24 protein-coding genes are annotated in these 25,619 nt (G+C 62.4%); 12 read left to right on the top strand and 12 right to left on the bottom strand.

Going from position 1 to position 25,619, the window contains the following annotated elements:
- Positions 1 to 43: 43 nt before the first annotated feature.
- The 9 genes from SB753_RS11025 to SB753_RS10985 all read left to right on the top strand — a co-directional run bounded on the left by SB753_RS11025 (position 44) and on the right by SB753_RS10985 (position 11,909).
- Positions 44 to 1,513, top strand: coding sequence for a mechanosensitive ion channel domain-containing protein (locus tag SB753_RS11025; protein WP_410800188.1), 1,470 nt, complete (start codon positions 44 to 46; stop codon positions 1,511 to 1,513).
- Between the two features lie 201 nt (positions 1,514 to 1,714).
- Positions 1,715 to 2,356 (top strand): phosphohydrolase, encoded by a 642-nt coding sequence (locus SB753_RS11020; protein ID WP_410800187.1) that lies wholly within the window; start codon positions 1,715 to 1,717, stop codon positions 2,354 to 2,356.
- Between the two features lie 23 nt (positions 2,357 to 2,379).
- A complete protein-coding gene (locus SB753_RS11015; RefSeq protein ID WP_408194292.1) occupies positions 2,380 to 2,658 on the top strand; it encodes a DUF1427 family protein in 279 nt (92 codons plus the stop codon).
- Positions 2,659 to 2,797: 139 nt separating this feature from the next.
- On the top strand, positions 2,798 to 3,748 hold the full coding sequence (locus tag SB753_RS11010) for a VOC family protein (RefSeq protein WP_410800186.1): 951 nt from the start codon (positions 2,798 to 2,800) through the stop codon (positions 3,746 to 3,748).
- Entirely contained in the window at positions 3,738 to 5,351 is a 1,614-nt protein-coding gene (locus SB753_RS11005) for an alginate export family protein (protein WP_410800185.1), read from the top strand. The genes SB753_RS11010 and SB753_RS11005 overlap by 11 nt, the downstream gene beginning before the upstream one ends.
- Positions 5,352 to 5,416: 65 nt before the next feature.
- Complete coding sequence (locus tag SB753_RS11000; RefSeq protein WP_410800184.1) at positions 5,417 to 7,144, top strand: FAD-dependent oxidoreductase; 1,728 nt, start codon at positions 5,417 to 5,419, stop codon at positions 7,142 to 7,144.
- An 11-nt stretch (positions 7,145 to 7,155) separates the two neighbouring features.
- Positions 7,156 to 8,145, top strand: a complete 990-nt coding sequence (locus SB753_RS10995; protein ID WP_410800183.1) for an MBL fold metallo-hydrolase — start codon at positions 7,156 to 7,158, stop codon at positions 8,143 to 8,145.
- A 72-nt stretch (positions 8,146 to 8,217) separates the two neighbouring features.
- Positions 8,218 to 8,733: a DUF3331 domain-containing protein gene (locus tag SB753_RS10990; RefSeq protein WP_410800182.1), complete on the top strand. Its 516-nt coding sequence runs from the start codon at positions 8,218 to 8,220 to the stop codon at positions 8,731 to 8,733.
- A gap of 113 nt (positions 8,734 to 8,846) precedes the next feature.
- Positions 8,847 to 11,909: a winged helix-turn-helix domain-containing protein gene (locus tag SB753_RS10985; protein WP_410800181.1), complete on the top strand. Its 3,063-nt coding sequence runs from the start codon at positions 8,847 to 8,849 to the stop codon at positions 11,907 to 11,909.
- A gap of 48 nt (positions 11,910 to 11,957) precedes the next feature.
- Here the strand turns inward: SB753_RS10985 and SB753_RS10980 are convergent, their stop codons facing one another.
- A complete protein-coding gene (locus tag SB753_RS10980; protein ID WP_087754727.1) occupies positions 11,958 to 12,890 on the bottom strand; it encodes a LysR family transcriptional regulator in 933 nt (310 codons plus the stop codon).
- A gap of 182 nt (positions 12,891 to 13,072) precedes the next feature.
- Between SB753_RS10980 and SB753_RS10975 the strand changes: the two genes are divergently transcribed.
- Positions 13,073 to 13,864 carry a phytanoyl-CoA dioxygenase family protein gene (locus tag SB753_RS10975; protein ID WP_410800180.1) on the top strand — a complete coding sequence of 264 codons (792 nt, stop codon included), beginning with the start codon at positions 13,073 to 13,075 and terminating at the stop codon, positions 13,862 to 13,864.
- A 57-nt stretch (positions 13,865 to 13,921) separates the two neighbouring features.
- Here the strand turns inward: SB753_RS10975 and SB753_RS10970 are convergent, their stop codons facing one another.
- On the bottom strand, positions 13,922 to 14,821 hold the full coding sequence (locus SB753_RS10970) for a LysR family transcriptional regulator (protein WP_408128806.1): 900 nt from the start codon (positions 14,819 to 14,821) through the stop codon (positions 13,922 to 13,924).
- Positions 14,822 to 14,909: 88 nt separating this feature from the next.
- Positions 14,910 to 15,863, bottom strand: a complete 954-nt coding sequence (locus SB753_RS10965) for a 2-hydroxyacid dehydrogenase (RefSeq protein WP_410800179.1) — start codon at positions 15,861 to 15,863, stop codon at positions 14,910 to 14,912.
- Positions 15,864 to 16,246: 383 nt separating this feature from the next.
- Here SB753_RS10965 and SB753_RS10960 point away from each other — a divergent pair, with 383 nt between their 5' ends.
- Entirely contained in the window at positions 16,247 to 17,644 is a 1,398-nt protein-coding gene (locus tag SB753_RS10960; protein WP_410800178.1) for an MFS transporter, read from the top strand.
- A 75-nt stretch (positions 17,645 to 17,719) separates the two neighbouring features.
- Here the strand turns inward: SB753_RS10960 and SB753_RS10955 are convergent, their stop codons facing one another.
- Complete coding sequence (locus SB753_RS10955; protein ID WP_410800177.1) at positions 17,720 to 18,013, bottom strand: zf-TFIIB domain-containing protein; 294 nt, start codon at positions 18,011 to 18,013, stop codon at positions 17,720 to 17,722.
- A gap of 86 nt (positions 18,014 to 18,099) precedes the next feature.
- Positions 18,100 to 18,852: a TerC family protein gene (locus tag SB753_RS10950; RefSeq protein WP_027804323.1), complete on the bottom strand. Its 753-nt coding sequence runs from the start codon at positions 18,850 to 18,852 to the stop codon at positions 18,100 to 18,102.
- Between the two features lie 132 nt (positions 18,853 to 18,984).
- Here SB753_RS10950 and SB753_RS10945 point away from each other — a divergent pair, with 132 nt between their 5' ends.
- Positions 18,985 to 19,866: a LysR family transcriptional regulator gene (locus SB753_RS10945; RefSeq protein WP_410800176.1), complete on the top strand. Its 882-nt coding sequence runs from the start codon at positions 18,985 to 18,987 to the stop codon at positions 19,864 to 19,866.
- Here the strand turns inward: SB753_RS10945 and SB753_RS10940 are convergent.
- The 7 genes from SB753_RS10940 to SB753_RS10910 form a co-directional block, all read right to left on the bottom strand.
- Entirely contained in the window at positions 19,839 to 20,300 is a 462-nt protein-coding gene (locus tag SB753_RS10940; protein WP_410800175.1) for a TerB family tellurite resistance protein, read from the bottom strand. The genes SB753_RS10945 and SB753_RS10940 overlap by 28 nt on opposite strands.
- Positions 20,301 to 20,469: 169 nt before the next feature.
- Positions 20,470 to 21,906, bottom strand: a complete 1,437-nt coding sequence (locus SB753_RS10935) for an aspartate aminotransferase family protein (protein WP_410800174.1) — start codon at positions 21,904 to 21,906, stop codon at positions 20,470 to 20,472.
- Positions 21,907 to 21,988: 82 nt separating this feature from the next.
- Positions 21,989 to 23,323 (bottom strand): glutamine synthetase family protein, encoded by a 1,335-nt coding sequence (locus SB753_RS10930; RefSeq protein ID WP_088174416.1) that lies wholly within the window; start codon positions 23,321 to 23,323, stop codon positions 21,989 to 21,991.
- Positions 23,324 to 23,383: 60 nt separating this feature from the next.
- Entirely contained in the window at positions 23,384 to 24,154 is a 771-nt protein-coding gene (locus tag SB753_RS10925; RefSeq protein ID WP_410800173.1) for a gamma-glutamyl-gamma-aminobutyrate hydrolase family protein, read from the bottom strand.
- 321 nt (positions 24,155 to 24,475) lie between these two features.
- Positions 24,476 to 24,697 carry a hypothetical protein gene (locus SB753_RS10920; protein WP_370687565.1) on the bottom strand — a complete coding sequence of 74 codons (222 nt, stop codon included), beginning with the start codon at positions 24,695 to 24,697 and terminating at the stop codon, positions 24,476 to 24,478.
- A 295-nt stretch (positions 24,698 to 24,992) separates the two neighbouring features.
- A complete protein-coding gene (locus tag SB753_RS10915; RefSeq protein WP_392393269.1) occupies positions 24,993 to 25,202 on the bottom strand; it encodes a hypothetical protein in 210 nt (69 codons plus the stop codon).
- A gap of 2 nt (positions 25,203 to 25,204) precedes the next feature.
- Entirely contained in the window at positions 25,205 to 25,603 is a 399-nt protein-coding gene (locus SB753_RS10910; RefSeq protein WP_020066097.1) for a RidA family protein, read from the bottom strand.
- Positions 25,604 to 25,619: the final 16 nt, after the last annotated feature.

Genomic DNA, 25,619 nt, shown 5'->3' with positions numbered 1-25,619 from the left:
CTTGCCTGATCTTCATCGTGCCTTGCCGTAAGCGGGAATCACTATGCCGACTCTGACCGATGGCGTGCTCTATGGGCTCGGTATTCTGGTTCTCGACTTCCTCGCTTGGCGCTTCATGGGCCGCCGCAACGCGAACGCGCGGCTCGCGTTGCGCGTGATCATGTTTGGCCTGTCGAGCTATGTGCTCTTCACGCACGGCATGAATCCGCTGCGCGAGGCGCCGTGGGGCGCGGAGCCCGTGCGCCATCTGCTCGCGCAGATTCTCGAAGTGATCTGGTGGCTGCAGGGAGCGCGGCTCGTGACCGTCGTGCTCGATCGAATGGTGCTGCCCGAGACCTGGCACAAGGAGCGTCTGTTTCAGGACGTGCTCGGTGCTCTCGTGTTTCTGGCCGCCACGGTCGGCGCGATCGCGTTCGTGTTGCAGTTGCCGGTGCGCGGGCTGCTCGCGACTTCGGGAGCGGTTGCGGTGGTGCTGGGTCTCGCGATCCAGAGCACGCTGAACGATGTGTTTTCCGGGGTGGTGCTCAACGCGACGCAGCCGTTCCGCATAGGCGACTGGATCACCATCGGCGAAGTGGAAGGCAAGGTGGTGGAAAGCAACTGGCGCGCGACAAGCCTGTTGAACGGGCAGGGCAACATCGTCGTGATCCCGAACAGCGTGGCGGCACGCACGAACATCGTCAATGCGAACCAGCCGATGGATACGCATGGCGTAAGCGTGCTGCTGCCGGTGAAACCGTCGATTCGTCCGGCGACCGTCCTGCAGGCGCTGATGCACGCCGCCGCCAGTTCGCCCGAGGTGCTCGCCGAGCCGAAGCCGCTCGTGAGCGTGAAGCGCGCCACCAACGACGCGATCGAGTACGAGATCGTCTGCTACGTCGACGCATGGAACAAGAAGATCGGCGTGCGCAACGACCTGTATGACCTCGCGCACCGGCATCTGCTGTCGCGCGGCGTGGTGTTGCGGCCATTGTCGGTAGCGGAGCCCATGGGTGAGCCCACGGACGAAAAGCAGCGGCTGTTGCACAACGTCCTGATCTTCCAGACGCTCGACGACGCGGAGATCGCCGAGCTCGCCGGTCAACTGACGCTGCACGAGTTCGATGTCGACGACACGATCTATACCGCCGCCGACGAAGGCGGGCATGAGCTGCACATTCTCGCGCGCGGCGTTGCCAAGGCCGTCGTGCAGAAAGACGGCGGCGAGGTCGAATTGCGCAGGCTCGCGCCAGGCGACTCGGTTGGCCAGTCGGGAATACTCGCCGGCGTGAGAACCGGGGTAGTCGTGCGCGCGGTCACACGCGCCACGGTGTTCCGGCTCGACAAAAGCGCGCTTACTCCGATCCTCGCGCGGCGCCCCGAAGTCGCGCGGGAAATGTGCCGGTTGCTCTCGGTCCATCACGAAAGCGAAAAGATGCTGCTTGCGACATCGGCCACCGCTGATGAGGGCAGCGGCGGGCTGCTGCAATGGATCCGCGATGGCGTGCGGCGCTTTCACGAGCTTGCACTGTGAGGCGGCGGCCATTCGAATTCAGCTTTCGCTTAAGGCTTTTTAAGGTCGCGCCAAGGCTTTTATCGACGGCAATCGGTACGCTGAATGGGATCGCAAGGCGGCCCGTTCCGAGCCGCCATGCGCTGCATCGTGCGCAAACGAGGGCCCTCTGGCGACGAGGCCCGCGCAGATCGCCGGCGATCGGCATATGGAGGAGGTGACATGAGGAAAACCATTGCGGGCATCGACATGCCCGACAGTGCGATGGCCCGTGGGGCAACCGAACGGATTCGCGCGACCGAGTCTGCGTTGATGTTCCATCACGCGCAGCGGGCGTTTCTGTTCGGTGCGCTGACTGGCTATCGCGAGAACATGGTTTTCGACATGGAACTGCTTTATGTGGGCGCGATGTTTCACAACGTGGGCCTGAATAGCGCGCATCGGCGTTCGTCGTGCCGCTACGAAGTGGATAGCGCGAACGCCGCGCGCGATTTCATGCGCGAGCATCGGGCGGCGGCAAGCGCGATCGACGAAGTATGGATGGCGATTGCATTGCACACGACGCCGGGCATTCCCGAGCATCTCGCGCCGCTCGTCGCGTTGCTCGCCGCGGGCGTGCAGATGGACGTGCGCGGTGCGCGCTACGACGAATACGCCGTCGACGAGCGTGACGAAATCGTGCAGGCGTGTCCGCGCGAAGTGGGTTTCAAGAAGCGGATTCTCGAGGAATACGCGCGCGGCATGGAACATCGTCCGCAAACGACGTTCGGCACGGTCAACGCCGACGTGCTCGACCGATGGGATCCGAATTACCGGCGTCTGAATTTTTGCGGGCTGGTGCTCGGTTCGGAATGGCCGAACTGACCCGGCCTCGATAGGAGATTGGCATGGGCTACATCATTTCACTGGGAGTCGGCTTCGGCGTCGGACTTCTCTACTGGCTGCTCAAGGTGCAGTCGCCGGCGCCGCCGCTGATCGCGCTCGCCGGCCTGCTCGGCATGGTGCTCGGCGAACACGCGATACCTGTGGTGAAGGCACAGCTCTTTCCACAGAGCGCGGCCGTAGAGGCAGCATCGCCTTCGTCGACATTGCCGGTTGCCGCGCCGATGCCTGACAGTTCCGCGCAAAAGCCGGGCGCACCCGGCGCCACGAAACAGGGCGGTTGATTGCAGGTCGAGGCGCAGGTTCTGATCTGAAGCCATGACTCAAAGCCTTGGCTCAACCGCTGGCCCGCTCCCAGGTGCAACCCGTATCCGCCGGATCCGGATTGCACTCGAATTCTTCCAACATCATCAGGTAGATCACATGATCCATTTGCTTCAGCGTTTTCGTCCTCTCGCGGCCGTTTCCGCCGCGTTGCTCATCGGCCTCGCGCCGCTCACCTCCGCTCACGCCGATGCCGGCCCGCCCGAAGTCGCGACCGCCAACACCGCGCTCACCGCGCGCCAGCCGGATGTGTCGGTCGGTCCGCAATACGACACGACGCACGTGTATGTTGCGTCAGCGGATCTGGACGCGTTCGTCAACAGCTTTATCGCGACGTTCGGCGGCAAGGCGTCGCCACGCGCGGTGTTCACCGTCACGCCGACGCCCAGCAAGACCGCGTCGCAATATGTACAGACGCCGGTCGGCATGCTGTCGGTGTTCGGCTTCGAAACGCCGGTTCCGTATCCGTTCGGCAATGAGCGCACGGGTTATCTGGTTACGAACATCGATCAGGCGGTGAAGGCCGCACGCGCGGCGGGCGCGGATGTGCTCGTGGACAGCTTCGACGACCCCATCGGCAAGGACGCGATCATCCAGTGGCCGGGCGGTCTGACAATGCAACTCTACTGGCACACGAAGGCGCCGAACTATGCGCCGCTGCAGAGCGTGCCGGATAACCGCGTGTATGTGTCGCGCTACGAGGCGAACAACTTCGTGCGCCGCTGGCTGCACTTTTCGCACGGCAAGATCGTCTCGGACAACCCGCGCGCCGACGCCGGCGTGATCGGCCGCCCCGGCGAAACGATCCGCGAGATTCGCATCGCCTCGGGCTTTGGCCGCATGGTGGTCTTCGTCACCGACGGCAAGCTGCCGTTCCCGTTTGGCCGCGAGACGACCGGCTATGGTGTCGACGATCTTGCACAGACGCTGCAGCGCGCGCAGGCGGCTGGCGCGAAGGTGGTTTATGCGCCGTATAACAGCGCAACGGGCAAGACGGCAGTGCTCGAATTCCCGGGCGGATATATCGCCGAAGTGCACGATGGCCGATAAAGCGCGCGCAATCAGAGCGCTGCTGACAGTGGGGCCGCGTCGGCCGCGTTCGTCAGAGCGAGCCGCGCGAGCGCGGCTTGGGCGGGGCGCTGCGCTGGGTGCTTGGCTGCTCGGCAAGCGGCCCGCAGCGAGCCTCAAGGCCAGCCTCAGCGCACGGCTCACCGCTGCAGGGCTGACTGTGGGGCTCACGGCGGGCCTCACAGTGTCACTGCCGGCAATGGCAGCCGACACCGCGCTCGGCAGCGCCGACGACACCGCGGCCGTGAGCGCTCCGGCGGCAAGCACCTCGTGCGCGCGCCCCACGGTGATGTTCAACCGCTGGCAGGAAAATTGGTCGGCGCTCGCAAATCCTTGCGTACCCAAGCGCCCGTTCGACTCGCTCAAGTACATTCCGCTGTTCGGCAATCCCGACGCGTACGTGTCGCTCGGCGTCGTGCTGCGCGAGCGGCTCGAAATGAACGACGCGCCGCTCTTCGGTCTCGGCGCGGGGCACGACGATACATATCTGCTGCAACGCCTCGAAGTGCATGCGGACGTGCACCTCGGTCCTCACGTGCAGATCTTCACCCAGTTCGAGGACGCCCGTCCGTACGGCAAGGACAATGTCACAACGGTCGACAAGAATCCGCTCGACTTGCGCCAGGCTTTTGTCGCTATCGTCGAGCCGCTCGGCCCGGGCGTCGTGAAGTTCCGGCTCGGCCGTCAGGAGATGGCGTTCGACTTGCAGCGCTTCATCTCCGTGCGCGACGGCCCGAATGTGCGCCAGGCCTTCGACGCGATCTGGGCCGACTACGAGACGGGTCTCTGGCGTTGGATCGCGTATGCGACGCAGCCGGTGCAATACCGCGACAACAGCGATTTCGACGACGTGTCGAACCGGCATCTGACGTTCAGCGGTGTGCGCGTCGAGCGCAAAGCGGTCGGTCCCGGCGACGTATCCGCGTATTACTCGCGCTACAACCGCAGCAACGCGCGTTTTCTCGACGCGACCGGCGACGAACACCGCGATGTATTCGATGCACGCTATTCCGGCACGCTGAACCACGTCGACTGGGACATTGAGACGATGTATCAGTCGGGGCATGTCGGCGCGAAAACGATCGGCGCGTGGGCAGTCGGCTCGCTCGCGGGGTATACGTTCGCGTCGACGCCATGGACACCGCGCGTCGGTATTCAGGTGGATGCGGCTTCCGGCGACACCCATCCTGGCGATGACCGCGTCGGCACCTTCAATCCGCTCTTTCCGAACGGCTACTACTTCGCGCTTGCGGGTTACACCGGCTATACGAACCTGATTCACGTGAAGCCGTCGCTGATCGTCAAGCCGACGAGCAAGCTCTCGCTGCTCGCCGGCGTTGGTCTGCAATGGCGTGAGACCACCGCCGACGCTGTCTATCAGCAAGGCTCGGCGGTCGTGCCGGGCACGGCGGGACACGGCTCGCGCTGGACCGGTTTCTATACCCAGTTGCGCGCCGACTGGGCAGTCACCGCGAATCTCGCGGCGGCGCTCGAAGCCGTGCATTTCCAGGTGGGACCGTCGCTGCGCGAACTCGGCGCGCGCAACGCCGACTACATCGGCGCGGAACTGAAGTTCGGGTGGTAGCGGGTAGGTAGGTAGCGGCCGATATCGGATCGATTGAGGCCGTCACGAAAACAAAGGTCATCGTTATGAGCACTTCCGGTTTATCGCCCGATGTGGCGCAACCGTCCGAGCTGGAGTTCCCGTATTCGTCGCTCGAATACCGGCAACATCAGATGTTCCCGCGTCTGTCGCCTGCGGAAATTCAAAGCCTGCGCCGCTTCGCGCGGCCGATGAACTTCAAGGCAGGCGATCTGATCTTCGAGACCGGGCAGGTCGCGCTGGGGCTTTTCGTGTTGCTGCATGGCCGCGTGCGGATCTTTTCGCGCGACAGCTTCGGCCGCTCGACGCTCGTGACCGAGCACGACGACGGCCATTTCATGGCGGAGATGGCGCAGCTTTCCGGCAAGCCCGCGCTGATCGACGGCCTCGCGCTGACCGATGTCGAGACGCTCGTGATCGAGCCCGAGCGTCTGCGAGCGCTGATCGTCGCCGATGCGCAACTCGGCGAGCACATCATGCGCGCGCTGATTCTGCGCCGGCTCGGACTGATCGAGCAGGGGCTCGGGCCGATTATCGTCGGTAATGGCGACGACGCACGCCTCGTGGGATTGCAAGGCTTCCTGCGGCGCAATGCGTATCCGGCGACGGTGATCGACGCGCGTTCCGATCCCGAAGCCGTGACCCTGCTCGGCGGCATGACGACCGGGCCCGGCGACTTTCCGCTCGTGTTCTGCCCGAACGGGCATGTGCTGCGCGCGCCGGACGAGGCGCAACTCGCGTCGTGCCTCGGACTCGTGCCGACCTTCGAGCAGTCGCACAGGTACGACGTCGCGATCGTCGGCGCGGGTCCGGCCGGACTGGCGGCGTCGGTCTATGCAGCTACCGAGGGGCTCTCGGTGGCCGTGTTCGATCAGCGCGCGCCAGGCGGCCAGGCCGGCGCGAGTTCGCGCATCGAAAACTATCTGGGCTTTCCGACCGGCATCTCCGGGCAGGCGCTCGCCGCGCGCGCGTTCCAGCAGGCGCTGAAGTTCGGCGCGCACCTCGCGATTCCAGGCAAGGTCACCGAAGTAACGCGGCAAGACGGGATGTTCGTGCTGACGCTCGTCGACGGCCAGCGCATCAGCGCGCGCACGGTCGTAGTGGCGAGCGGTGCCGCATACCGCAAGCCGACCGTGCCGGGCTTCGAACGTTTCGAGGGGCGCGGCACGTATTACTGGGCGTCGACCATCGAAGCGAAGCTCGTCAAAGGCCAGGACATCGTGCTGATGGGAGGCGGCAACTCGGCGGGCCAGGCCGTGGTGTTTCTCGCGAACTTCGCGCGCAGCATTCGCATGCTGATTCGCGGCCAGGACCTCAACACGAGCATGTCGAAGTATCTGATCGACCGCATCGGCTCGCTGCCGAATGTGTCGTTGTGTACGGGCTGCACGCTGCGCGGGCTCGAAGGCGATGAAGCAGGGCTCACGCATCTACGCGTGCGTCACGAAACGAGCGGCGGAGAGGAAGTCCTGGCTTCGCGGCATCTCTTTCTCTTTATCGGCGCGGAGCCCAAAACAGATTGGCTCGCCGCAAGCGGCGTCGAGCTAGACAATCGCGGCTTTCTCCTGACCGGCATGGCGAGAAGCGGGCAGGGCGCGTCGGCGGCCAGTGCGCACTATCCGCTCGAAACCAGCGTGCCGGGCATGTTCGCGGTCGGCGACGTGCGCTCGGATTCCGCGAAACGTGTCGCCGCCGCGGTCGGCGACGGCGCGGCCGTCGTCGCCCAGATTCATGCGTACCTGAGCCAGTCCACGAAGCTCGCGGCCAACCCCTGACGGAGCAGACGATGAAGTCGATTCAACGTAGCGCAACCCTGCATGCGGCGGCCTGCTGCGTGCTGCTATTGAGCGTCGTCACGAGCCTGTGGAGCGGCGTGGCGTATGGCGCCGCGCCTCAGGTCAGGACTCAGGGCCCGGGCTTTTACCGGATCATGCTCGGCGGCTTCGAAGTGACGGCGCTGCTTGACGGCACGCATCCGTTTCCAATCGATACCGTGATCCAAGATGTTCCGAAGGCGGAGATCGCGCGCGACCTGGATCGCGATTTCCTGCAGGCGCCGGTGCAAGGCTCGATCAACGCGTTCCTGATCAACACAGGCTCGAAGCTGATTCTCGTCGACTCCGGCGCGGGCGTGCTGTATGGCGATTGTTGCGGCAAGCTGCTCGCCAATCTGCGGGCGGCCGGCTATCGGCCCGAGCAGATCGACGAGGTGCTGCTGACGCATCTGCACAAGGACCATGTGGGAGGCATCGCGACGAGCGGCGCGATGGCCTTTCCGCATGCCGTCGTGCGCGTGAGTCAGACCGAAGCCGACTACTGGTTGAACCCGGCCAGCAAGTCCAAAGCCCCGGCCTTTCTCAGCACTTTCTTCGACGCGGCCAGTGCGAGCGTCGCCCCGTATATCGCGGCGGGCCGCTTCAAACCTTTTCAGGGCGATGTCGAGCTCGACCCAGGCATTCGCGCCGTCGCGCTCGATGGACACACGCCCGGCCACACCGGCTATCTGGTGCAAAGCGGCGCGCATCGCCTGCTCGTGTGGGGCGACATCGTGCATGTGGCGGCGATCCAGTTGCAGAACCCGATGGCATCGGTCGAATACGACACCGATGCCGCCGCGGCCCAACGTTCGCGACGCAGCGCGCTCGAACTCGCTGCGAGCGAGCGCTATCTGATCGGCGCCGCGCATATCGCCTTTCCGGGCCTCGGGCACATCAGGCAGAACGGCAACACGTACGACTGGGTGCCGGTCAATTACGAAGCGGCGCCGGCTCAGTGACGCAACGTGGCCGGGCGACGCTGCCAGCCACTTCTGTTATGAGCGCTGCGCCAACTTTCGAGGAGAATCACGATGCACATCGAATCCCCGGCCAGGCAATGCAAGACTGCAGCGAGGCACGAAGCGGACGTGCATCATGACGCTTGCCGCTTGGCGCACGACGATCACGCGGCCACGCAGGAGGAGAGCCTTGCGCCGGTATGGAGTCACGTGATCAAGCGGCTCCTTGCCGGCTATTGCGGCGAAGCGGAAGGCGAAGCCTATCTTGCACCGCCGCTGACGCGCGAGGCTGCCAATGAACCGTCGCTGCACCGGCAGGTCGAGGTGATCGAGCGTCTGTCCGAGACGTCGATCGCGGTCCTCTGGCAGGACGCCACGCTATGCCGTTACGCGGACCAGGTATGGATCAGTTGCCGCGCGAGACTAAAGGGACGCTGTGCGGTGAGCGGAGCGACGATCCGCCGTAACGATCTGATCTACAAACCGAGGGTGCGCAGCGCAGTCCCGGTCAACGCGGCCGCGATGATTCTGGCGTCGGTCGTCGACCTGCAGCATCCGCTGGTTCAATACAAAAATTTTGAACGATAGCTTCAGTTTTTTCCGCGCATGCGAAGTTGCGGTTGGTCTAGACTTCGGGGACTCATCGCCGGGCCGCTGTTGCCCGGCAGCTTCTCCACCGGTTGCGTCCTGGATACCGCCTCATGATTCGCATCGGACCTCTTCAAGTGGACCTTGCCAGTCGGGAACTGCTTCTCGACGGACAACCCGTGCGCATCGGCAGCCGCGCATTCGACATGCTGGCCGTGCTGATCGCCGCGAAGGGCGAACTCGTGTCGAAGAACGACATGTTGAAAGAGGTGTGGCCCGACACCATCGTTGAAGAGAACAATCTTCAGGTTCATATGTCCGCGCTGCGCAAGGTGCTCGGCGAAAGCCGCGGACTCATCCAGACCGTGTCGGGCAGGGGCTACAGGCTCGTCGCAAGGCAGTCGCCGCTGCCGCCCGCCAACGGCGTCAATCAACCCGATTCCCGAGTAGCCGATGACCGGCAGGTTCGTTCCGCCGGTCAGGTGCCACACAATCTACCCGCGAGTTTTTCGCCGCTGATCGGCCGCGACGGGGCGCTGCGCGACGTCGCGTGCACGCTCGCGTCGGCGCGGCATGTCACGCTTCTCGGCGCGGGCGGCATCGGCAAGACACGCCTCGCGGTCGAAGTCGCGCGAGTTCTGCTCGACCAATACCCGGACGGCGTCTATCTGGTCTCGCTGGCGTCCACGTCGGACGCAAACAGCGTACTCGCGATGTTCGCTGCGAGCGTGGGCGTGAGCAAGGCGAGCGGGCCGCTCACGCTTACGCGGGTCAGCCGCGAATGGGGCGAACGGCGCGTGCTGTGCGTGCTCGATAACTGCGAGCATGTGCTCGGCCCCGCTGCGGAACTCGCCGAGGCGCTGCTCAATGCAGGCCCTGGCGTGCGTGTTCTCGCAACGAGCCGTGAGCCGCTGCGCGTCACCGAAGAGCATTTGTATTGGGTCGCCTCGCTCGACGTTCCTTCGCACGACGATCAAGGTGAGCACGTGCTTCAGTGCAGCGCCGTGCAGCTATTCATGTCGCGCGCCCGAGCAATGGACGCGCGCTTGTCGTCCGACGAGCGAAGCATCCAGCTGACCGGCACAGTGTGCCGCCGGCTTGACGGCATACCGCTCGCAATCGAACTGGCGGCGGCCCGCGCGGCGATACTCGGCATAGAAACGCTCGCGGATCATCTCGACGATCGCTTCAATATGCTCACGGGCGGCAATCGTACGGCGCTGCCCCGGCATCAGACGTTGAAGGCCACGCTCGACTGGAGCCACGGGCTGCTCGACGACGCGGAACGCGCAACGCTGCGCAGGCTCGGCATTTTCGTCAACAGCTTTTCGATGGACGCGGCCATCAGCGTCGTGACGGACATCGGCTTGCGCGAGCAGGAGGTGATTGCGGCGCTGTCGGGCCTCGTCGAAAAATCGCTGGTCGTCGCCAACGTGGAACGCGGCCGGGCGAGCTACCGGCTGCTCGAAACCACTCGCGCGTACGCACTGCAAAAGCTCGACGACAACGGCGAGCGGCGCGCCGTCACGCTCAATCACGCGCGCTATTTCACCGGCTTGCTGGAGCGCTACATGTCGGCCGAAGCACGCTCCGAGGAGGCCGACGCCGACCGCTGGCATTCGCGTATGCGTGAATGGCTCGACGATCTGCGCGCGGCGCTCGGCTGGGCGCTTTCATCGAAGGGCGACGATGCGCTCGCAGAGAAACTCGCGGTCAAAGTGGTCGCGCTGCTGTACGAACTGTCGCTTGTCGACGAATGCTGCGCGTGGGCGCGGCGCGCACTCGACAGCGTTGCGCGAACCCATGGCGGATCGGGCTCCACGCGGCATCTGCGAGTTCGCATGCAACTGCTCGCCGCGCTCGGTGCGGCGCTCGTCTACGTGAATGGACCGAACCGCGAAACGCTCGCGATCTGGGCCGAGGTGCTGGCGCTGGCCATCGCGCTCGGTGACCACGCATTCGAAGCGCGCGCGTTGTGGGGTATGTGGAACGCGAGCCAGTCTTCTGGCGCGGCGCGAAATGCGCTTGCGTTCGCGCATCGATTCGCTTCACTCGCGGCGCAGACGGGCGACGCAAGCAACGACATTCTTGCTTCGCGCCTCCTCGGCATCGCGTCGCACTACGCGGGCGACCAGCAACAGGCGCGCGCGTCACTCGAACGGTTTCTCCAGCACACCGACACGCTCCAGCACGGCTTGCCACTCGGGCAGTCGATCGATCAGGGCGTGGTGGGACGCGCCACGCTTGCGCGTCTGCTGTGGTTTCAGGGCTCGCGTGACGAGGCGCTCGATCTGGCCGAAGCCTGTGTCGCGAGCGCGTGCGCGCAAGACCAGGCTATCGTCACCTGCTACGTGCTGGTCGAAGCGGAGATCCCGCTTGCGCTGCTGTCGGGCAAACGCGAGCGCGCGGCAGACGCAATTGCATTGCTGCGCGATGTGTCGGCTCGTACGGGTCTCGGTGTATCGCAGGCATGCGCCCGCGCTTTCGACGAGTATCTGCGCTCGCTCGACGACGTGAGCCCCGAGCGGCTGAATGCGTTTCGCGCCGCCTTGGACGAACTCGACTCACTCGAGTACGGTGCTCAACGCGCGATGCTCGTCGCGCGGTACGGTCTTGCATTGGGGCGCGCCGGGCGACGCGACGAGGCAATCGCAGCGGTGACGCGAGCCTTGGCGCAGTGCGACGAAAGCGGCGATCACTGGTATGTGGTCGAACTGCGGCGCGCGTACGGCGAGCTGCTTTTGCTCGGCGCGGCGGGCTCGCCGCCCGGTGGCGATGTCGTCACGGATGCCGAGGCGTGCCTGACCGCCGCGATGGAGGAATCGCTCGCGCAAGGTTGCCGCTCGTTGCAATTGCGCGCCGCGACGAGTCTCGGCCAGTTGTGGTGGGCGCAAGGGCGCGCCGCCGATGCGGTGCGTCTCGTCGAATCCGCGTGTGCGAGGCTAAGCCAGGGGCGCGATCTCGAGGACTTCGCGGCCGCGCAACAACTGCTCGATGCCGCGAGAGTTGCGTCCCAGGTCGTGTTGCCGCGCGTGGACAGGCAGGGCGATGTGGACCTGCGTCTGGATCCGCATCTCAATCCGCACCTCAATCCGCATCTCAATCCGCATCTGAGCCCGCATTTGAACTCGCGTCTGCCGAAGCGTACGCGGCAGAAAGTCAGCGAAGGCCGCTAGCCTGCGCCGAGCGGTTGGATCGCACTGCGTGGCATGGCTTTCGCCATGTCACGCGTTCACTTGCGTCTGCTGCATCTGCTGTTGCACGGCTTTGTCGATCAGATCCGGCTGGTCCAGCCGATCGACCCACCAGCGCAGTGCCTTACCCGTCTCGTCGTCGCGCCACGCCAGATAAAAGTGCGTGACGTCACGCATGCCGAGCACTTCTTTCTGGACGAGTTCACCGCGCCTGAGCGCGTCGATCGCGAGGCACTCGGGAATCGTGCCCGCAGCGAGCCCGCGCAATTGCGCAGCGAGCTTCGTTTCGAGCGTGGGCACGGTCAGCACTTCCTGATTGACTGCAAGCGCAATGGTGCGCGGTGCGAGATCGCGCGACGTATCGCCGATCGCAACCGCGCGATGCCGTGCGACAACATCGAGCGTAAGCGGCCCGGGCAACGACGCAAGCGGGTGCTGCGGCGCCACCACGAACACGTGCCGCAGCGAGCCGATAGGCTTTGCGATGAGATTCGGGATTGCCGGCGGATCGCCCGCGGCGCCGACAATCAGATCGGCACGGCGTGTGAGCAGCGCATCCCAGGAACCGCCCAGTACTTCTTTGGACAGATGCAGGCGAGTGTCGAGCTTCAGCCCGTAAAACTCGTCGACGTGATCCCACAGCAGCGCGAACGGAATGATTTCGTCGACGGCCACGTACACATCGGACTCCCAGCCTTGCTCAATGCGCTTCGCCTTGGATTCCAGGTCTTCCGCCGCCGCGAGAAGCCGGCGGCCTTCCTCGACGACCACGCGTCCCGCATGCGTGAGGGTGGCGCGCCGGCCGCTGCGGTCGAACAGCTTGACGCCAAGATCCAGTTCGAGCTTCTGCACGAGATAGGTTAGCGACGAAGGCACCTTATGCAACGTTTCGGCAGCGCTCGCGAACGTGCCGGTTCGATCGACGGCGTCGAGTACCTGGAGAACTTCAAAGGAAAGGTTCATGGCGAAGAGTGAAATCCATCTGGGCCGGACGGCTGAAGCGCCCAGCATACTGGATTTCATTGCGCTCGCGACGGCCTCGTCGTTGCGTTTCATGTCGCCCCGTGCGATTTTTCCAACGCTCAAGACAGCGCGTCGACGACGCGGTACATTTGAAGTCCGTACAAAAAATCACGGAGACAAATGTGGGACGCTATTCAGAGGATCAGCTTGACGAGTTTGCCGCGGCGTTCGAACGCGACGGAATGGTCGTATTGAGAAACCATTTTCCGGCGGAAAAGCTTCGCGCATGGGCCGAGGCTTTCAAACCGTTGCTCGACGAGCGGCTTGCATCGAAAGCGACGGCCGTGCGCGGCGAAAACCGGCACTACATCACGCTGCCGTTTACCGGCGTGTTTGCCGACGAAACCATCTTTTGCGATGCGGACGTGCTCGCGATAGTCGAGCGCGTGGCGGGCGACGATCCTGTCATGTGCCAGCTCGCCACCGACACGCCGCTCAACGGCTCCGCCTATCAGGACGTGCACCGCGACACGCCGGCGTTGTTCGACGGCGAGCCCGAAACGCCTTCGTTCCAGCTGGCAGTGAACTTCCCGTTATGCGATGTCACGCTGGAAAACGGTCCGTTCGAAACCACGCTCGGCACGCATCGTATGCGCTCGGAGGAGGCGTTGCAGGCATGGCGCGAAGGGCGTGTGCCATTGCAGGCGATTCCAATGAAGCTGGGCGATGTAATGATCCGCGACGTGCGGGCGCTGCATCGCGGCACACCGAACAAAACCGACGTGCCGCGTCCTATGGTGGTGATCGGCTACAGCAGAAGCTGGTACTTTCGGCCCGAAGTGCATATCGACGTACCTGCGGCTGTCTACGACCAGTTGAGCGCGCGGGGCAAACGGTTGTTGCGATACATGCCGCGGGTCGAGGAACTGGACACCGCACCGGGTGCCGAGCACTATCGGAAGTTTGCTTATTGACGGATGTCTTTGCGTTTCGTGTGATGCGTTGGGAGGCGCGGATGCCGGACCGGAAAATCAGCCTCGCGCCTTCCGCGCAAAGTACTCCGCCGCCATTAGCCGGAAAGCAATGACGGCCGGATTGTCCTGATCCGCTCGCCAGGCCATGCTCATCTCCGCCTGGATCGAATGCTGCGCAATGAACCGGAATTCCACATTGTCGTAATGGAACCGCTGCGCCGACGCGGGCAAAATCGCAACGCCTAGCCCCGCGCGCACGAGCGACAGAATGGTGGGCGTCTGATCGATGTACTGCGCAATGTTCAGATTCACGCCTTCGGTCGCGAGCATCCCCATGATGCGGTCGTGAAAGTACTTCCCTTGCGTGGGCGAATGCATGATGAACGGCTGCTCGTCGAGTTGCCTCAATGCAATCTGCTCGAATTGACACAACATGTGCCGCTTCGGCAGCGCGACGATCAACGGCTCTTCGTCGACGAGAAGGAACTCGAGCTTCTGCCTGGATGGCAAAGGCCGGAGAAAGCCGAGATCGATCGTGTTCGCGGCAAAGGCTTCGATCTGCGCGGCCGAGACCAGTTCGAGCAATACCACGTCGATTTCGGGCAGCACGTCAGCTGCCGCTACCAGCAATTCGGGAATCAGTTCATAACCTGCCGCGCCGGTGAAGCCAAGACGCACGCGCCCGGTTTTGCCCTTGCTCGCGCGCCGTACCGTGCTTTCCGCCTGCTCGGCGAGATTGAGCAGACGCGTGGCGTCCGCGAGAAAGACGCGGCCTTCCGTCGTCAGCTTGACCGTGCGGCCAATGCGTTCGAAGAGCATGACGCCCAGGTTGTCTTCGAGTAACTGGATCTGTCTGCTGAGCGGCGGCTGCGTCATGTTCAGCAGCGCAGCCGCACGCCTGAAGTTCAGTTCTGTTGCCGCCGCAACGAAGCAACGCACTTGTCCGAGATCGAGCATTCTTGTATCGACATGAATGGGGAAGTCGACGGTCATTATAGGTGCGCGCGCTCTCACTCGATCCGGGCATGGCAGAACAGCCGCCGCTTCAGGTCGTGAGGCTGCCCTCGGGACGTTGCCCGGCGAGTGCCTGCGCGAGACTTGCGAGCACCATTTCACCCATCGCCGTGCGCGATTCGACCGTGGCGCTTGCACGATGCGCCTGCAGCACGACGCGGTCCATCTCGAAGAGCGCGGACGGCACATTCGGTTCGTCGACGAACACGTCGAGACCCGCGCCCGCGATCACGCCGCCACGCAACGCGTCGACCAGATCGCTTTCGACCACCAGCTTGCCGCGCGCCACGTTGATCAGGTAACCGTGCTTGCCCAACGCGTCGAGTACCGCAGCATTCACGATGCCTTGCGCCTTGTCGGCGGCGGCCGCCAGCACCAGAAAATCGCAGCCGCGCGCGAGCGACAGCAAGTCGGTAACGAACGGATACGCGACATCGTCCATGCGTCGCAAGTCGGTGTACGTGACGGGGCAATTGAACGCAGCAGCGCGTTGTGCAATTGCGCGACCGACTTTACCCATCCCGACGATGCCTACTCGTTTTCCGCTCAGACGGTGCGACAACGGCAATGCGCCCGGATGCGGATTCTTCTGCCAGTTGCCCGATTTGACAAACTCGTTGCCCGCGCAGATCTCGCGGCACACCGCGAGCATCAAACCGATGGCGAGGTCGGCGACATCTTCGGTCAAGGCGCCGAACGTTGCCGTGACCGGAATGCCACGCGAACGCGCGAATTCGAGGTCCACCGCATCGGTGCCCACGCCGTTCACCGCAATCACCTCCAACGCGGGCAACCGTTGAATCATGTCGTTTGCGATGCCGGTATGCCCGCCGGTGATCACGCCTCTAATCGACTGCCCGTGCTCGCGGATATACGCGTCCTTATCGCTCTGTTCGAAGAGGCGATGCACGGTGTAGAGCGAGGCGAGCGTGTCGTTGATCGCGGGAATCAGAATCGGGTTCAGTTGCAGAATGTTCGGTTTCATTCCGTGCGCTCCTTTGTTGTAGTTGGCGGTCGTCGCGACGCCGTATCCGGCGCACGCATCCAGTCGCAATGTCGGCGGATGATGGGCTTTTTCATTCGCCGCGTCCAATCCCAAAACGCTATCAGTTGATCCACGGATCGACACGTGAAGGGCGAGCGCTATCGATTCAATTCCGGCATCAATCAATAGCGAGAAAAGATTGGACGGCGTATGGCACGGCGGCCAGAATCAAAACCGTCAGAAGGAGCGTTCCTTCACCCACTTCCCAGCAGGGAAGGGAAATAAGTTTCAAGCACATTGGAGACAAACGTGAAAACGTGCCGCCGTATCGCGCCCATTGCTTTTACGCCCACTTTCCCGCGCAACATCGCGAGGGGACCGGTATGAACAATGCGGAGGGTGTCGTCGCGGGCGCGAAAGCGCAGCCGGTCGGGGAGAAGCGTACCGGCCACCGTTGGATCGTGATGGGGCTGATCTTCTGCATCTGGGCCATTGCCTGCGCCGATCGCGCCAATTTCGGCATTGCATTGCCGTACCTGAAGAAGGAATACGGCATTACGAATACGCAGGCCGGACTGATCGTGAGTCTCTTTTCTTTTGCGTACGGATTCGTGCAGATACCGGTCGGGCTGCTTTATAAACGGCTCAGCGAAAAGACCACCGGCTTTCTGTTTTCGATCTTCATGATACTTACGTCGGTGTTTACCGGCCTCATGGGCACTACGTCGTCGGTGTTCCTGTTGCAGGCATACCGCGTGGGTCTGGGTCTATCGGAAGGCCCGCTGGGTATCGGCTGCACGAACGTGATCAACCGCTGGTTCCCCGCAAAAGAGAAGGGCACGGCGACGGGACTCTGGATTGCGGCGTCGAAGCTCGGTCCGCTGATCGTGCCGTCGGTTTGCATCGTCGTGATCCAGTTGTGGGGATGGCGAGAAATCTTCTATGTATTCGCGGTGCCTGGCATTCTGCTCGCCATAGTCTGGATGTTCACGGTGACGAACTCGCCGAGCGAGAACCGTTTCTGTTCCGAGGCCGAACAACGCTACATCGCCGACGATACGCCGCGCCAGGCCCACGGCGCGCACGCATCGCGGCGCAACGAGGTCGCGCATATTCCGTATCTGGATGCGTTCAATCGTACAAGGCGTGTTGCTCAACTCGAGACGATCCGGCAGGTGTTCGGTTCATGGAATATCCTGGGCGTCGCGATCGGCTACGGTTGCATGATCGGGATCAGCAACATCTTCATGTCGTGGATGCCGACGTATCTCGTGACCGTCAAGGGTTTTGCGTCTGTAAAAATGGGCTTCCTCGCATCGGCGCCATTCATTGGTGCGGTGGCCGGCAACATGCTGGGCGGCGTGATCTCCGACCGTGTGCTGGGCGGCCGCCGCAAGCCGATGATGATGCTCGGCGCGCTTGGCACCATGCTGATGATGCTTCTGCTAATCGACGCGCCCGACAGCGTCGCGTATCTCGGCGTCGCGCTGATACTGGCGGGCCTGATGCTCGGCATCGGCTTCGCAGGCTATTCCGCGTATCCGATGGGACTCGCGACGAAGTCCACGTATCCGGCAGCCTTCGGTATCGTGAACTGCGTGGGCCAGATTGGCGGCGCATGCGCGCCGCTGGTCGTCGGTATTCTGCTCGACAAGTACAGCTGGACGAGCGTGTTTCTCTACATGGTCGGCACCGCGCTGTTATGCCTGCTGCTGCTCTTCAGCGTGATCGAGCCGATTGCCGCGGGGCGTGGGGACGGCGCCGAGGGGAAGGCGAAATAGGAGCGCGGGTAGTGGCCGCACGCCGCCTACGCGGCCACTACGTCGGAGCCATGCTCGCAAGAACCTGGTGAACGCTTAGTCGAAATCGAACACGTCGAAAATCGAACGCTTCTTCTTTTGCGTTCGATAACCCGAGCGATGATCGTCGTACCGGCGGTCACTGTCGTAAGCGCGGTCATGCTCCCGGTGGTCATGGCGGCTTGCGCTCGCCCCACTGCGCAGGCCGGTCTCCGCGGTGTCTTGCGCGATCAGCTTGTCGAGCTCGCCGCGATCCAGCCACACGCCGCGGCAGTTGGGGCAATAGTCGACCTCGATCGAGCGACGCTCGGTCATGAGCAGATCAGTTGTCTTGCAAGCAGGGCATTTCATGGTGTCGCTCCTTATAGTACAAGTACAAAGACGCCGGGTGCCCGATCGGACACGCTACTTGATCGGGCGGGAAAACGCCGGTCCGGTTATTCAACGGTACCGATTGCGCGCCTGGTTTTCGCGCGGCGCACCAGCATGTTCACCGCCTCGACGAACGCGGAGAACGCCATCGCCACATAGATGTAGGCCTTCGGCACATGCGTTCCAAAGCCCTCAGCAATCAGCGTCATGCCGATTACGAGCAGGAAGCTCAATGCGAGCGTCACAATGGTCGGATTGCGCTCGATAAACTGCGACAGCGGACGAGCAGCGAACAGCATCGCCATAACGGCGCTAATGACCGCTAGAAACATGATCGGCAAATGCTCGGTCATGCCGACAGCCGTGATGATGCTGTCTACCGAAAACACGATATCTAGCACCAGAATCTGGCCGATTGCGCCAGCGACGGTCAACTGGACAGTGCTGCCCGCGCTGCTGCGTTCCTCTTCCGCGTGAACCACGTGGTGGTGCATTTCACGCGTTGCCTTCCACACGAGAAAGAGACCGCCGCCGAGCAGAATAAGATCGCGCCACGAGAACGCGTGGCCGAGCAGGGTAATGGCGGGCGCGGTCAACTGCGCGATCCAGGCAACCGTACCGAGTAGCCCGAGTCGCAGCCCTAGCGCGAGCATGATGCCAAGGCGCTGCGTGCGTGCGCGCTGCGCCTCGGGCAGCTTGTTGCTGAGGATCGAAATGAAGATGAGGTTGTCGATGCCGAGCACGATCTCCATCACGACCAGCGTGAGGAGCGCAACCCACGCGGCAGGGTCGGCAGCGAGTGTGAGCAGGGTGTCCATGGTGTACGTCCGCATATGAATGGATGACGGTGGAATAACGATCATGATCGCCGCACTCGGTGATCGGATAAACCAGTGTTAATCTGAGCGATAGATCGGTTTTTCAGAAGTTCATCGTCGCGGACCACCTACATGCTCAACTACCGTCACTTGTACTATTTCTGGATCGTCGTGAAAGAGGGCGGCTTTGCGCGCGCGGCAGAGCGGCTCGATATGGCCGTTCAGACCATCAGCGCGCAGGTGCGTGAACTCGAGAAGTCCATCGGGCGCCAGTTGCTCAAGCCCGCTGGCCGAGGCGTCGTGATGACAGAAGCCGGCGAGAGCGCGTTTAGTCGCGCCGAGCAGATCTTTCAGCTCGGTGAGGCGTTGCTCGATGACATGCGCGAGGCGGGCGGCGAGGGCGTCGCCCGGTTGGCGGTCGGTCTGTCCGACGGTATTTCGAAGCTGGCGGCGCACGCGCTGCTCGCTCCGGTGCTCGGCACGCCGTCGCTCCGGCTCTTGTGTCATGAAGGGGAGCACGCGCAGTTGTTATCCGAACTCGCACTGCACCGGCTCGATCTCGTGCTCGCATGTCAACCGGCGCCGCATAATTCTGATCTGCGTGTGGTGAGCCAGCGGCTCGCCGGTTCGCCGGTGGACTGGTACGGTCCGGCTGATATCGCGCGCAAATCGGCGCGCGCTGGGTTTCCGCAGTGCCTGGCCGACTTGCCAGTGCTCCTGCCGACGCACCACGGCGCATTGCGTGGGCGGCTAGACCGCTGGTTTGACTCTCAGGGCATCCGGCCGCGCGTCGTCGGCGAATTCGAGGACAGCGCGCTGATGGCGGTGTTCGCCGCGCGCGGCCTAGGCGTATTTCCGCTCGCTGAACTGGGTGCGGAAGATTTGTCGCTACTGCGCGGCCTGCGCTGGCTCGGCCGCGCGGACGGAGTGATCGATGAGATCCACGCCATCCGCTCGCGCCGCGGCCAGCATCATGCGCTGGCTTCTCAGGTGGTGGCCACTGCGCGTCCATAAGCGCGCGACGCGGACCACTTAAGCCCCGCGCGGCCCACGGCCGGTTTCAGGTCGTGTCCCCAAGCGTTGAAGACCGCAGCGAGCAGCGCAATTTCGCCATCGGCGAGATAGTCGTCCGCGACCGTTACCGCAACACATAGACGAATGATCTTACGGCGCAAGACGGGATCGTCGATTTCGTCGATGAGCGTTGTCAGCATGGCCGCGTCCAGGCGGCCCATTGGAGGCGCGGACGATATCTGCGCAATCGAGCGGTCCTCGCAGAGCGTCTGCACGATGTGGGCGAACTGGGCCGGCGCGAGACCGAGTTCGCCCGCGATGTCCAGCTTTTCCAGCACGCGTTCTTCCGAACTGCATACGTGGCCGTCCGAAGTGAGGGCCAGCGCGACGATACGTGCTGCTGCCTGGGGGCTGTTACGCGGATAGGTTCGCATGATGGGGTCCTTTGAAGGCGATGTCGTGTTGAAGTGAACCCAGTCTGCAGTAATACTCAAGCCGGATAAACCTGTTAATAGCGAAGTTATGGTTCGGAAAAACCGATGCTTCATGTTGCTGTTAATCGCGGCGCGGGTTGCCTCCAGTTGCATACAGGTAAGACTCGTGTCAAGAGACGCCGAGTTGCGTTGCAGTCGCGTCGATCGCGTTCTTCGCCTTCGAAACAAGCTCGTCGATCTCCTGTTTGCTGATGACGAGAGGCGGCGACAGCAGCATACGGTCCCCACTCGCGCGCATGATCAGATTGCCGTTGAAGCAGAAGTCCCGGCAAACGCCGCCCACATCACCGCCATTAGCAAAGCGTTTGCGCGATGCGGGCTCTTCCGCAAGCTGCAATCCCGCCACCAGTCCGGCACCGGCAATCTCACCGACAATCGGATGGCGCGCGAAGGTGTCGCGCAGTTTCTTCTGGAAGTAGGGTCCCGTATCGGTTTTGACGCGCTCGACAATTTTTTCGTCGCGCAGCAGTTTGAGATTTGCTACCGCAACGGCGGCGGCCACCGGATGGCCCGAGGATGTCAGCCCATGATTGAACTCGCCGTTCTCGATAATCGCTTTGGCAATGCGGTCGTTCAGGCCGACCGCGCCCATCGGTACATAACCGCTCGTCAGCCCTTTCGCCATTGTGATCAGATCGGGCTGGAAACCGAAATGTTGATGAGCGAACCATTCGCCGGTACGGCCAAAACCACCAATCACTTCGTCCGCGACTAGCAGGACGTCGTACTTGCGGCAGATGCGCTCAATTTCCGGCCAGTATGTCGACGCCGGCAAGATGACGCCGCCCGCCCCCTGGAAAGGCTCGCCGATAAATGCAGCCACGTTGTGCGCGCCTATTTCAAGGATCTTCATTTCGAGTTGTTGCGCCCGGGCAAGCGCGAACTCTTCCGGTGTCTGACTGCTATTTGCTTCGCCGAAAAAATAAGGTTGATCGATATGCACGATGTTCTCGACTTTCGACGGCATCTGCTCGTGCATGTAGCCCATGCCGCCAAGCGTACCGCCTGCGATCGTCGAGCCGTGGTAGCCGTTCCTGCGCGAAATCACGACCTTTTTCGAGTGCTTGCCCTGCGTCGCCCAATATCGATGAACGATACGCAGCACCGTATCGTTGGCTTCCGACCCACTATTGCAGTAGAAGAAGTGATTGAACGGCTCCGGCGCGAGTTCCGCGAGCAACGCCGACAACTCGATTACCGGCGGGTGAGTGGTTTTGAAGAACGTGTTGTAGTAGGGCAGTTCTTCCATTTGCCTGTACGCCGCATTGGCCAGTTCCTTGCGGCCATAACCGACATTAACGCACCACAGGCCCGCCATGCCGTCGATGATCTTGTTACCCTCCGAATCCCACAAGTACACGCCGTGGGCTTTCACGATCACGCGGCTGCCGCTGCGATTGAGCGCACCCATGTCGGAGAACGGATGAATGTGGTGCGCGGCATCCAGCGCACGGTACTCCGCGGTGGTGCGTTGCTGCGCGGTGCGTGCGTCTGCGGCAGGTTCGGCAGGTTGCACGTAGGCGATTTCTTCTGTTCTGTAGCTCATACTGCCTCCGGTTTTTCTCACGTCTGCGTTTGCGTTTGCGTCTGCGTTTGCGTTCGGGCTCGGGTTCGGGCTCGCGTTTGATTCACACGTGCAATAGCAGATGCCGGCGTTCCCATGAACTGATCACGCGAAAGAACGCTTCGTATTCGGTCTCTTTTAGCGCAAGGTACGCCTGCACGAACTTGTCGCCGAGTACCTCGGCAATGGGCTCGCAGGCGCCCATTAATGTCAGGCCTTCTTCGAGGTTGCGCGGTAGCTGGTAGGGCAACTCATATCCGTCGCTCAGCAGCGGCTCGGTAGCGTCGAGCTTTTGTGTCATGCCGAGATAACCGGCCGCAAGCGTCGCCGCTATTGCGAGGTACGGGTTGCAGTCCACGCCGGGAATCCGGTTTTCAATGCGGCGCGCAGCCGGCCCCGAATGCGGAATGCGAAAGCCCACCGTGCGATTGTCGTAGCCCCAGGCGACGTTTATCGGCGCGGCCATGAAGCGCGAGAGACGCCGATATGAATTGATGTATGGGGCAAAGATCGGCATCAACGCGGGCGTGTATTTTTGCAAGCCCGCTATGTAGCTGGTGAAAAGCGACGTGGGCTTGCCGTCGGCGCCGGTAAAAAGATTGTGGCCGGTTTCCCCGTCGACGAGGCTTTGATGCATATGCATGGCCGAGCCAGGTTCGCCTTCCATCGGCTTGGCCATGAAAGTGGCGTACATCTTGTGCCGCAATGCCGCTTCGCGCACCGTGCGCTTGAAGAGGAACACACTGTCCGCGAGTTTGAGCGGGTCGCCATGCATGAAGTTGATCTCCATCTGCGCGGCGCCCACCTCATGAATCAGCGTGTCGACTTCCAGTTCCTGAACGTCGCAATACTCGTAGATGTCTTCGAAAAGCGGGTCGAATTCGTTGACCGCTTCTATCGAGTACGCCTGACGTCCGGTCTCGGCGCGCCCGGTGCGGCCAATGGGCGGCTGCAGCGGCAGGTCGGGGTCCTTGTTCATATCGACCAGATAGAACTCCAGCTCGGGTGCAATGACCGGCTTCCAGCCCTTCGCCTTGTACAGTTCGAGCACACGGCGCAGCACGCGGCGGGGCGAGATGGCGACAGGCGTGCCGTCGAAGTGAACGCAATCGTGAATCACCTGAGCGGTCGGATCGACGGCCCATGGAATCATTCGTATCGTGCTGGAGTCAGGCACGCATACCATGTCGGGGTCGGTGACGCCCGTGAGCGTGCCGCCGTCCGGATAGTCTCCGGTGACGGTCTGGATCATCACGGCCTGCGGCAAGCGCATGGATTCGCCTGACTCGAACTTGCTGCGCGGAATGATCTTGCCGCGAGCAATGCCCGCCATATCCGGAATGATCGCTTCGATTTCAGTGACGTGATTCTTCTTTAGAAATTCGTCGATGTCATGCATGATTTTCTCTCTGTGTGTTGCGCTATCGCGCAAGCCTGCCTGGCGTCGGCAAGCTGAGTTTCATAGCCAGTTCTCTCGTTTGGCACGCATGCGTTCGCGGCACGCATTGCCGAACGCACGAAAGATCGCAGTGGAGAGGAGGTCGCTCGCATGCTTCCACTCCGGGTGCCACTGAACGCCCAGCGCGAAAGCGCGTGCACCGCTCACGCTCACCGCTTCGATCAGTCCGTCCGGCGCAGTGGCTTCGACCACGAGACCCATGCCCAGCTGCTCGATACCCTGGTCATGCAACGAGTTCACGCGCACTTCGTTTGCACCGTCCGCGAGACGCTGCAACAAGCCACCATGCGTCAGCAAGACCGTGTGAGACGGCGCGTATTGCAGGTCGAGGCGATCCTCCTTGTTCTCGCGATGGTCGCTAAAGCCCGCGACCGCATGAACGCTTTGATGCAACGTCCCGCCGAACACCACGTTCATTTCCTGCAAGCCACGGCATACGGCGAGCACTGGCACGTCCGTCGCAATCGCGGCGCGCATCAGCGGCAACGTCGTCGCATCGCGGGCTGCATCGCGCAGCGTGTCAGGCGCACAAGGCTTGCCGCCGTAACGGTGCGGCTCAAGATTCGAATAACTGCCGGTGAAAAACAGACCGTCGACAGCGGCCAGTACATCTTCCGTGGACTGACGCTCGCCCAGCGCAGGCACCAGCAATGCGAGCGCCTGCGACCCGTCGACGATTGCCGCGATGTATTTCTCACCAACCACATGCGAAGGATGATGTCCTGTCGTCGTTCTATCGGCGGTAATGCCAATCAACGGTTTATTTCGCATAACGAATTGACGTGTGTATTCAACCGCGTGACGCAGCAGATGCGAAACGCAGCGTGCGCACCGTGAATGTCGGCGCGGCACCAGTCCTCAGCCGGACGCTATGCGTCAAGCCGCCGGAGTAGGGCAGTCGGTCGTCGTCAACGAAACGCGCCGCGCGTGACGATCAGGTTTGCCGTTCGATAGGGGCCGGTGCGGTGCATATCCGGGCCGACACGTGCAAAACACATGGACGGCATTGAGCACCGCATATGCGCAAACGCGCGGTTTGAGCAAACGCGCCCACGCAGACGAACGAATCCAACGGCGAAAAAGAGGGAGGCGCTAGGGCAACAGCGAGGCGACTTCGTCCGTACGCACGGCAATGAAGGCGCGGGCGGAGATAGAGTTGTGACGTCGAACTGAACGACGCGAAAGGATTGTGAAGACGGAGACGAAGCGGCGGAACGCAAGGCTGCCGCTGCTGCCGTCGGCGATGGCGCCGTCAGCGCGAGGACAACTCGCCTGGCTGCGGTTCCATTTCACCAAAGGGCCACGGACTCTCACGATTACACTCGACTGGCAACGTTGAAAGTATTGAACGGCCTGCTCATCCGCACGGGGCGTTTAAAGAAACAGGACGTTGGGATGATCGCCTAGAACCACCGTGAAGCGATTTCGCTGCATCGCAAAACACAAGCGAGTGTCTCGCGACGCGCGAACGGCGACCGCCTATAAGTCAGGATATACGAGCCAATAACGCCGTCAAACCATTTCTGAAAAAACGCGCTCGGTGCTTTCCCGAGGCGGCCCGCAAATTCGTCACTGAAAAGAAGGACTGTTGCGTATTGGGTATTTCGCATCATTCACGCTTTGCTGCCGCGAAGTGGAATTGGAAAAGCGTGGGTGCGGTGGTGTCGACATCGAATGCAGATGTTTTGCTCGAACACAGTCCCCAATCCTGCCGCGTCGTCCGCTCGACCAGCCAGTATTGCGGCAACATGGCACGTTGCTCGCCGGCCACTTTCACCAGACCCTGCCCCTCGGTCTCCTCTGAAGTTGGTCTCTCCACGGTTAATCGGGCAGGACGGCGACGGCCTTGATTTCGACGATATAGCCGGCCGTGCCCCCGAGCATGTGCGCGCCGACGGCCGTCCATGCGGGCATTGGATGCGTCGTGAGATAGCGGTCGCGTATCTCCAGGAATAAAGGTAAGTCGCGCATATCGGTGTGAAACGTGGTGAGATCCACCACGTCGCTCAGCGAAGCGCCTGCAGCCTCGAGTACTTTCTTCAGGTTCTCGAACGCTTGAACTGTCTGCGCTTCGCGACCTTCGACGAGTTGCATCTTCTCATCGCGACCCACCTGTCCGGACACGTATATGGTGTTCCCGACCTTGACCGCGGGGGCGTAGCGGATTCTTTCGTACACCGCCTCCATTCCGGCGGGCACAACGGCTTTGCGTTCCTTCATTGCTGCGTCTCCAGAC

This window comes from Paraburkholderia sp. SIMBA_053 (assembly GCF_046534895.1).
Taxonomy (GTDB): Bacteria; Pseudomonadota; Gammaproteobacteria; order Burkholderiales; family Burkholderiaceae; genus Paraburkholderia; species Paraburkholderia caledonica.
The sequence above is the reverse complement of the archived record's forward strand: the minus strand, read 5'-3'. Positions and strand labels throughout refer to the sequence as shown.

What these genes read in the sequence shown, in the direction of transcription:
- SB753_RS11025 (WP_410800188.1), top strand. Translation starts at nt 44, where the DNA reads ATGCCGACTCTGACCGATGGCGTGCTCTATGGGCTCGGTATTCTGGTT.
- SB753_RS11020 (WP_410800187.1), top strand. Translation starts at nt 1,715, where the DNA reads ATGAGGAAAACCATTGCGGGCATCGACATGCCCGACAGTGCGATGGCC.
- SB753_RS11015 (WP_408194292.1), top strand. Translation starts at nt 2,380, where the DNA reads ATGGGCTACATCATTTCACTGGGAGTCGGCTTCGGCGTCGGACTTCTC.
- SB753_RS11010 (WP_410800186.1), top strand. Translation starts at nt 2,798, where the DNA reads ATGATCCATTTGCTTCAGCGTTTTCGTCCTCTCGCGGCCGTTTCCGCC.
- SB753_RS11005 (WP_410800185.1), top strand. Translation starts at nt 3,738, where the DNA reads ATGGCCGATAAAGCGCGCGCAATCAGAGCGCTGCTGACAGTGGGGCCG.
- SB753_RS11000 (WP_410800184.1), top strand. Translation starts at nt 5,417, where the DNA reads ATGAGCACTTCCGGTTTATCGCCCGATGTGGCGCAACCGTCCGAGCTG.
- SB753_RS10995 (WP_410800183.1), top strand. Translation starts at nt 7,156, where the DNA reads ATGAAGTCGATTCAACGTAGCGCAACCCTGCATGCGGCGGCCTGCTGC.
- SB753_RS10990 (WP_410800182.1), top strand. Translation starts at nt 8,218, where the DNA reads ATGCACATCGAATCCCCGGCCAGGCAATGCAAGACTGCAGCGAGGCAC.
- SB753_RS10985 (WP_410800181.1), top strand. Translation starts at nt 8,847, where the DNA reads ATGATTCGCATCGGACCTCTTCAAGTGGACCTTGCCAGTCGGGAACTG.
- SB753_RS10980 (WP_087754727.1), bottom strand. Translation starts at nt 12,890, where the DNA reads ATGAACCTTTCCTTTGAAGTTCTCCAGGTACTCGACGCCGTCGATCGA.
- SB753_RS10970 (WP_408128806.1), bottom strand. Translation starts at nt 14,821, where the DNA reads ATGCTCGATCTCGGACAAGTGCGTTGCTTCGTTGCGGCGGCAACAGAA.
- SB753_RS10965 (WP_410800179.1), bottom strand. Translation starts at nt 15,863, where the DNA reads ATGAAACCGAACATTCTGCAACTGAACCCGATTCTGATTCCCGCGATC.
- SB753_RS10960 (WP_410800178.1), top strand. Translation starts at nt 16,247, where the DNA reads ATGAACAATGCGGAGGGTGTCGTCGCGGGCGCGAAAGCGCAGCCGGTC.
- SB753_RS10955 (WP_410800177.1), bottom strand. Translation starts at nt 18,013, where the DNA reads ATGAAATGCCCTGCTTGCAAGACAACTGATCTGCTCATGACCGAGCGT.
- SB753_RS10950 (WP_027804323.1), bottom strand. Translation starts at nt 18,852, where the DNA reads ATGGACACCCTGCTCACACTCGCTGCCGACCCTGCCGCGTGGGTTGCG.
- SB753_RS10945 (WP_410800176.1), top strand. Translation starts at nt 18,985, where the DNA reads ATGCTCAACTACCGTCACTTGTACTATTTCTGGATCGTCGTGAAAGAG.
- SB753_RS10940 (WP_410800175.1), bottom strand. Translation starts at nt 20,300, where the DNA reads ATGCGAACCTATCCGCGTAACAGCCCCCAGGCAGCAGCACGTATCGTC.
- SB753_RS10935 (WP_410800174.1), bottom strand. Translation starts at nt 21,906, where the DNA reads ATGAGCTACAGAACAGAAGAAATCGCCTACGTGCAACCTGCCGAACCT.
- SB753_RS10930 (WP_088174416.1), bottom strand. Translation starts at nt 23,323, where the DNA reads ATGCATGACATCGACGAATTTCTAAAGAAGAATCACGTCACTGAAATC.
- SB753_RS10925 (WP_410800173.1), bottom strand. Translation starts at nt 24,154, where the DNA reads ATGCGAAATAAACCGTTGATTGGCATTACCGCCGATAGAACGACGACA.
- SB753_RS10910 (WP_020066097.1), bottom strand. Translation starts at nt 25,603, where the DNA reads ATGAAGGAACGCAAAGCCGTTGTGCCCGCCGGAATGGAGGCGGTGTAC.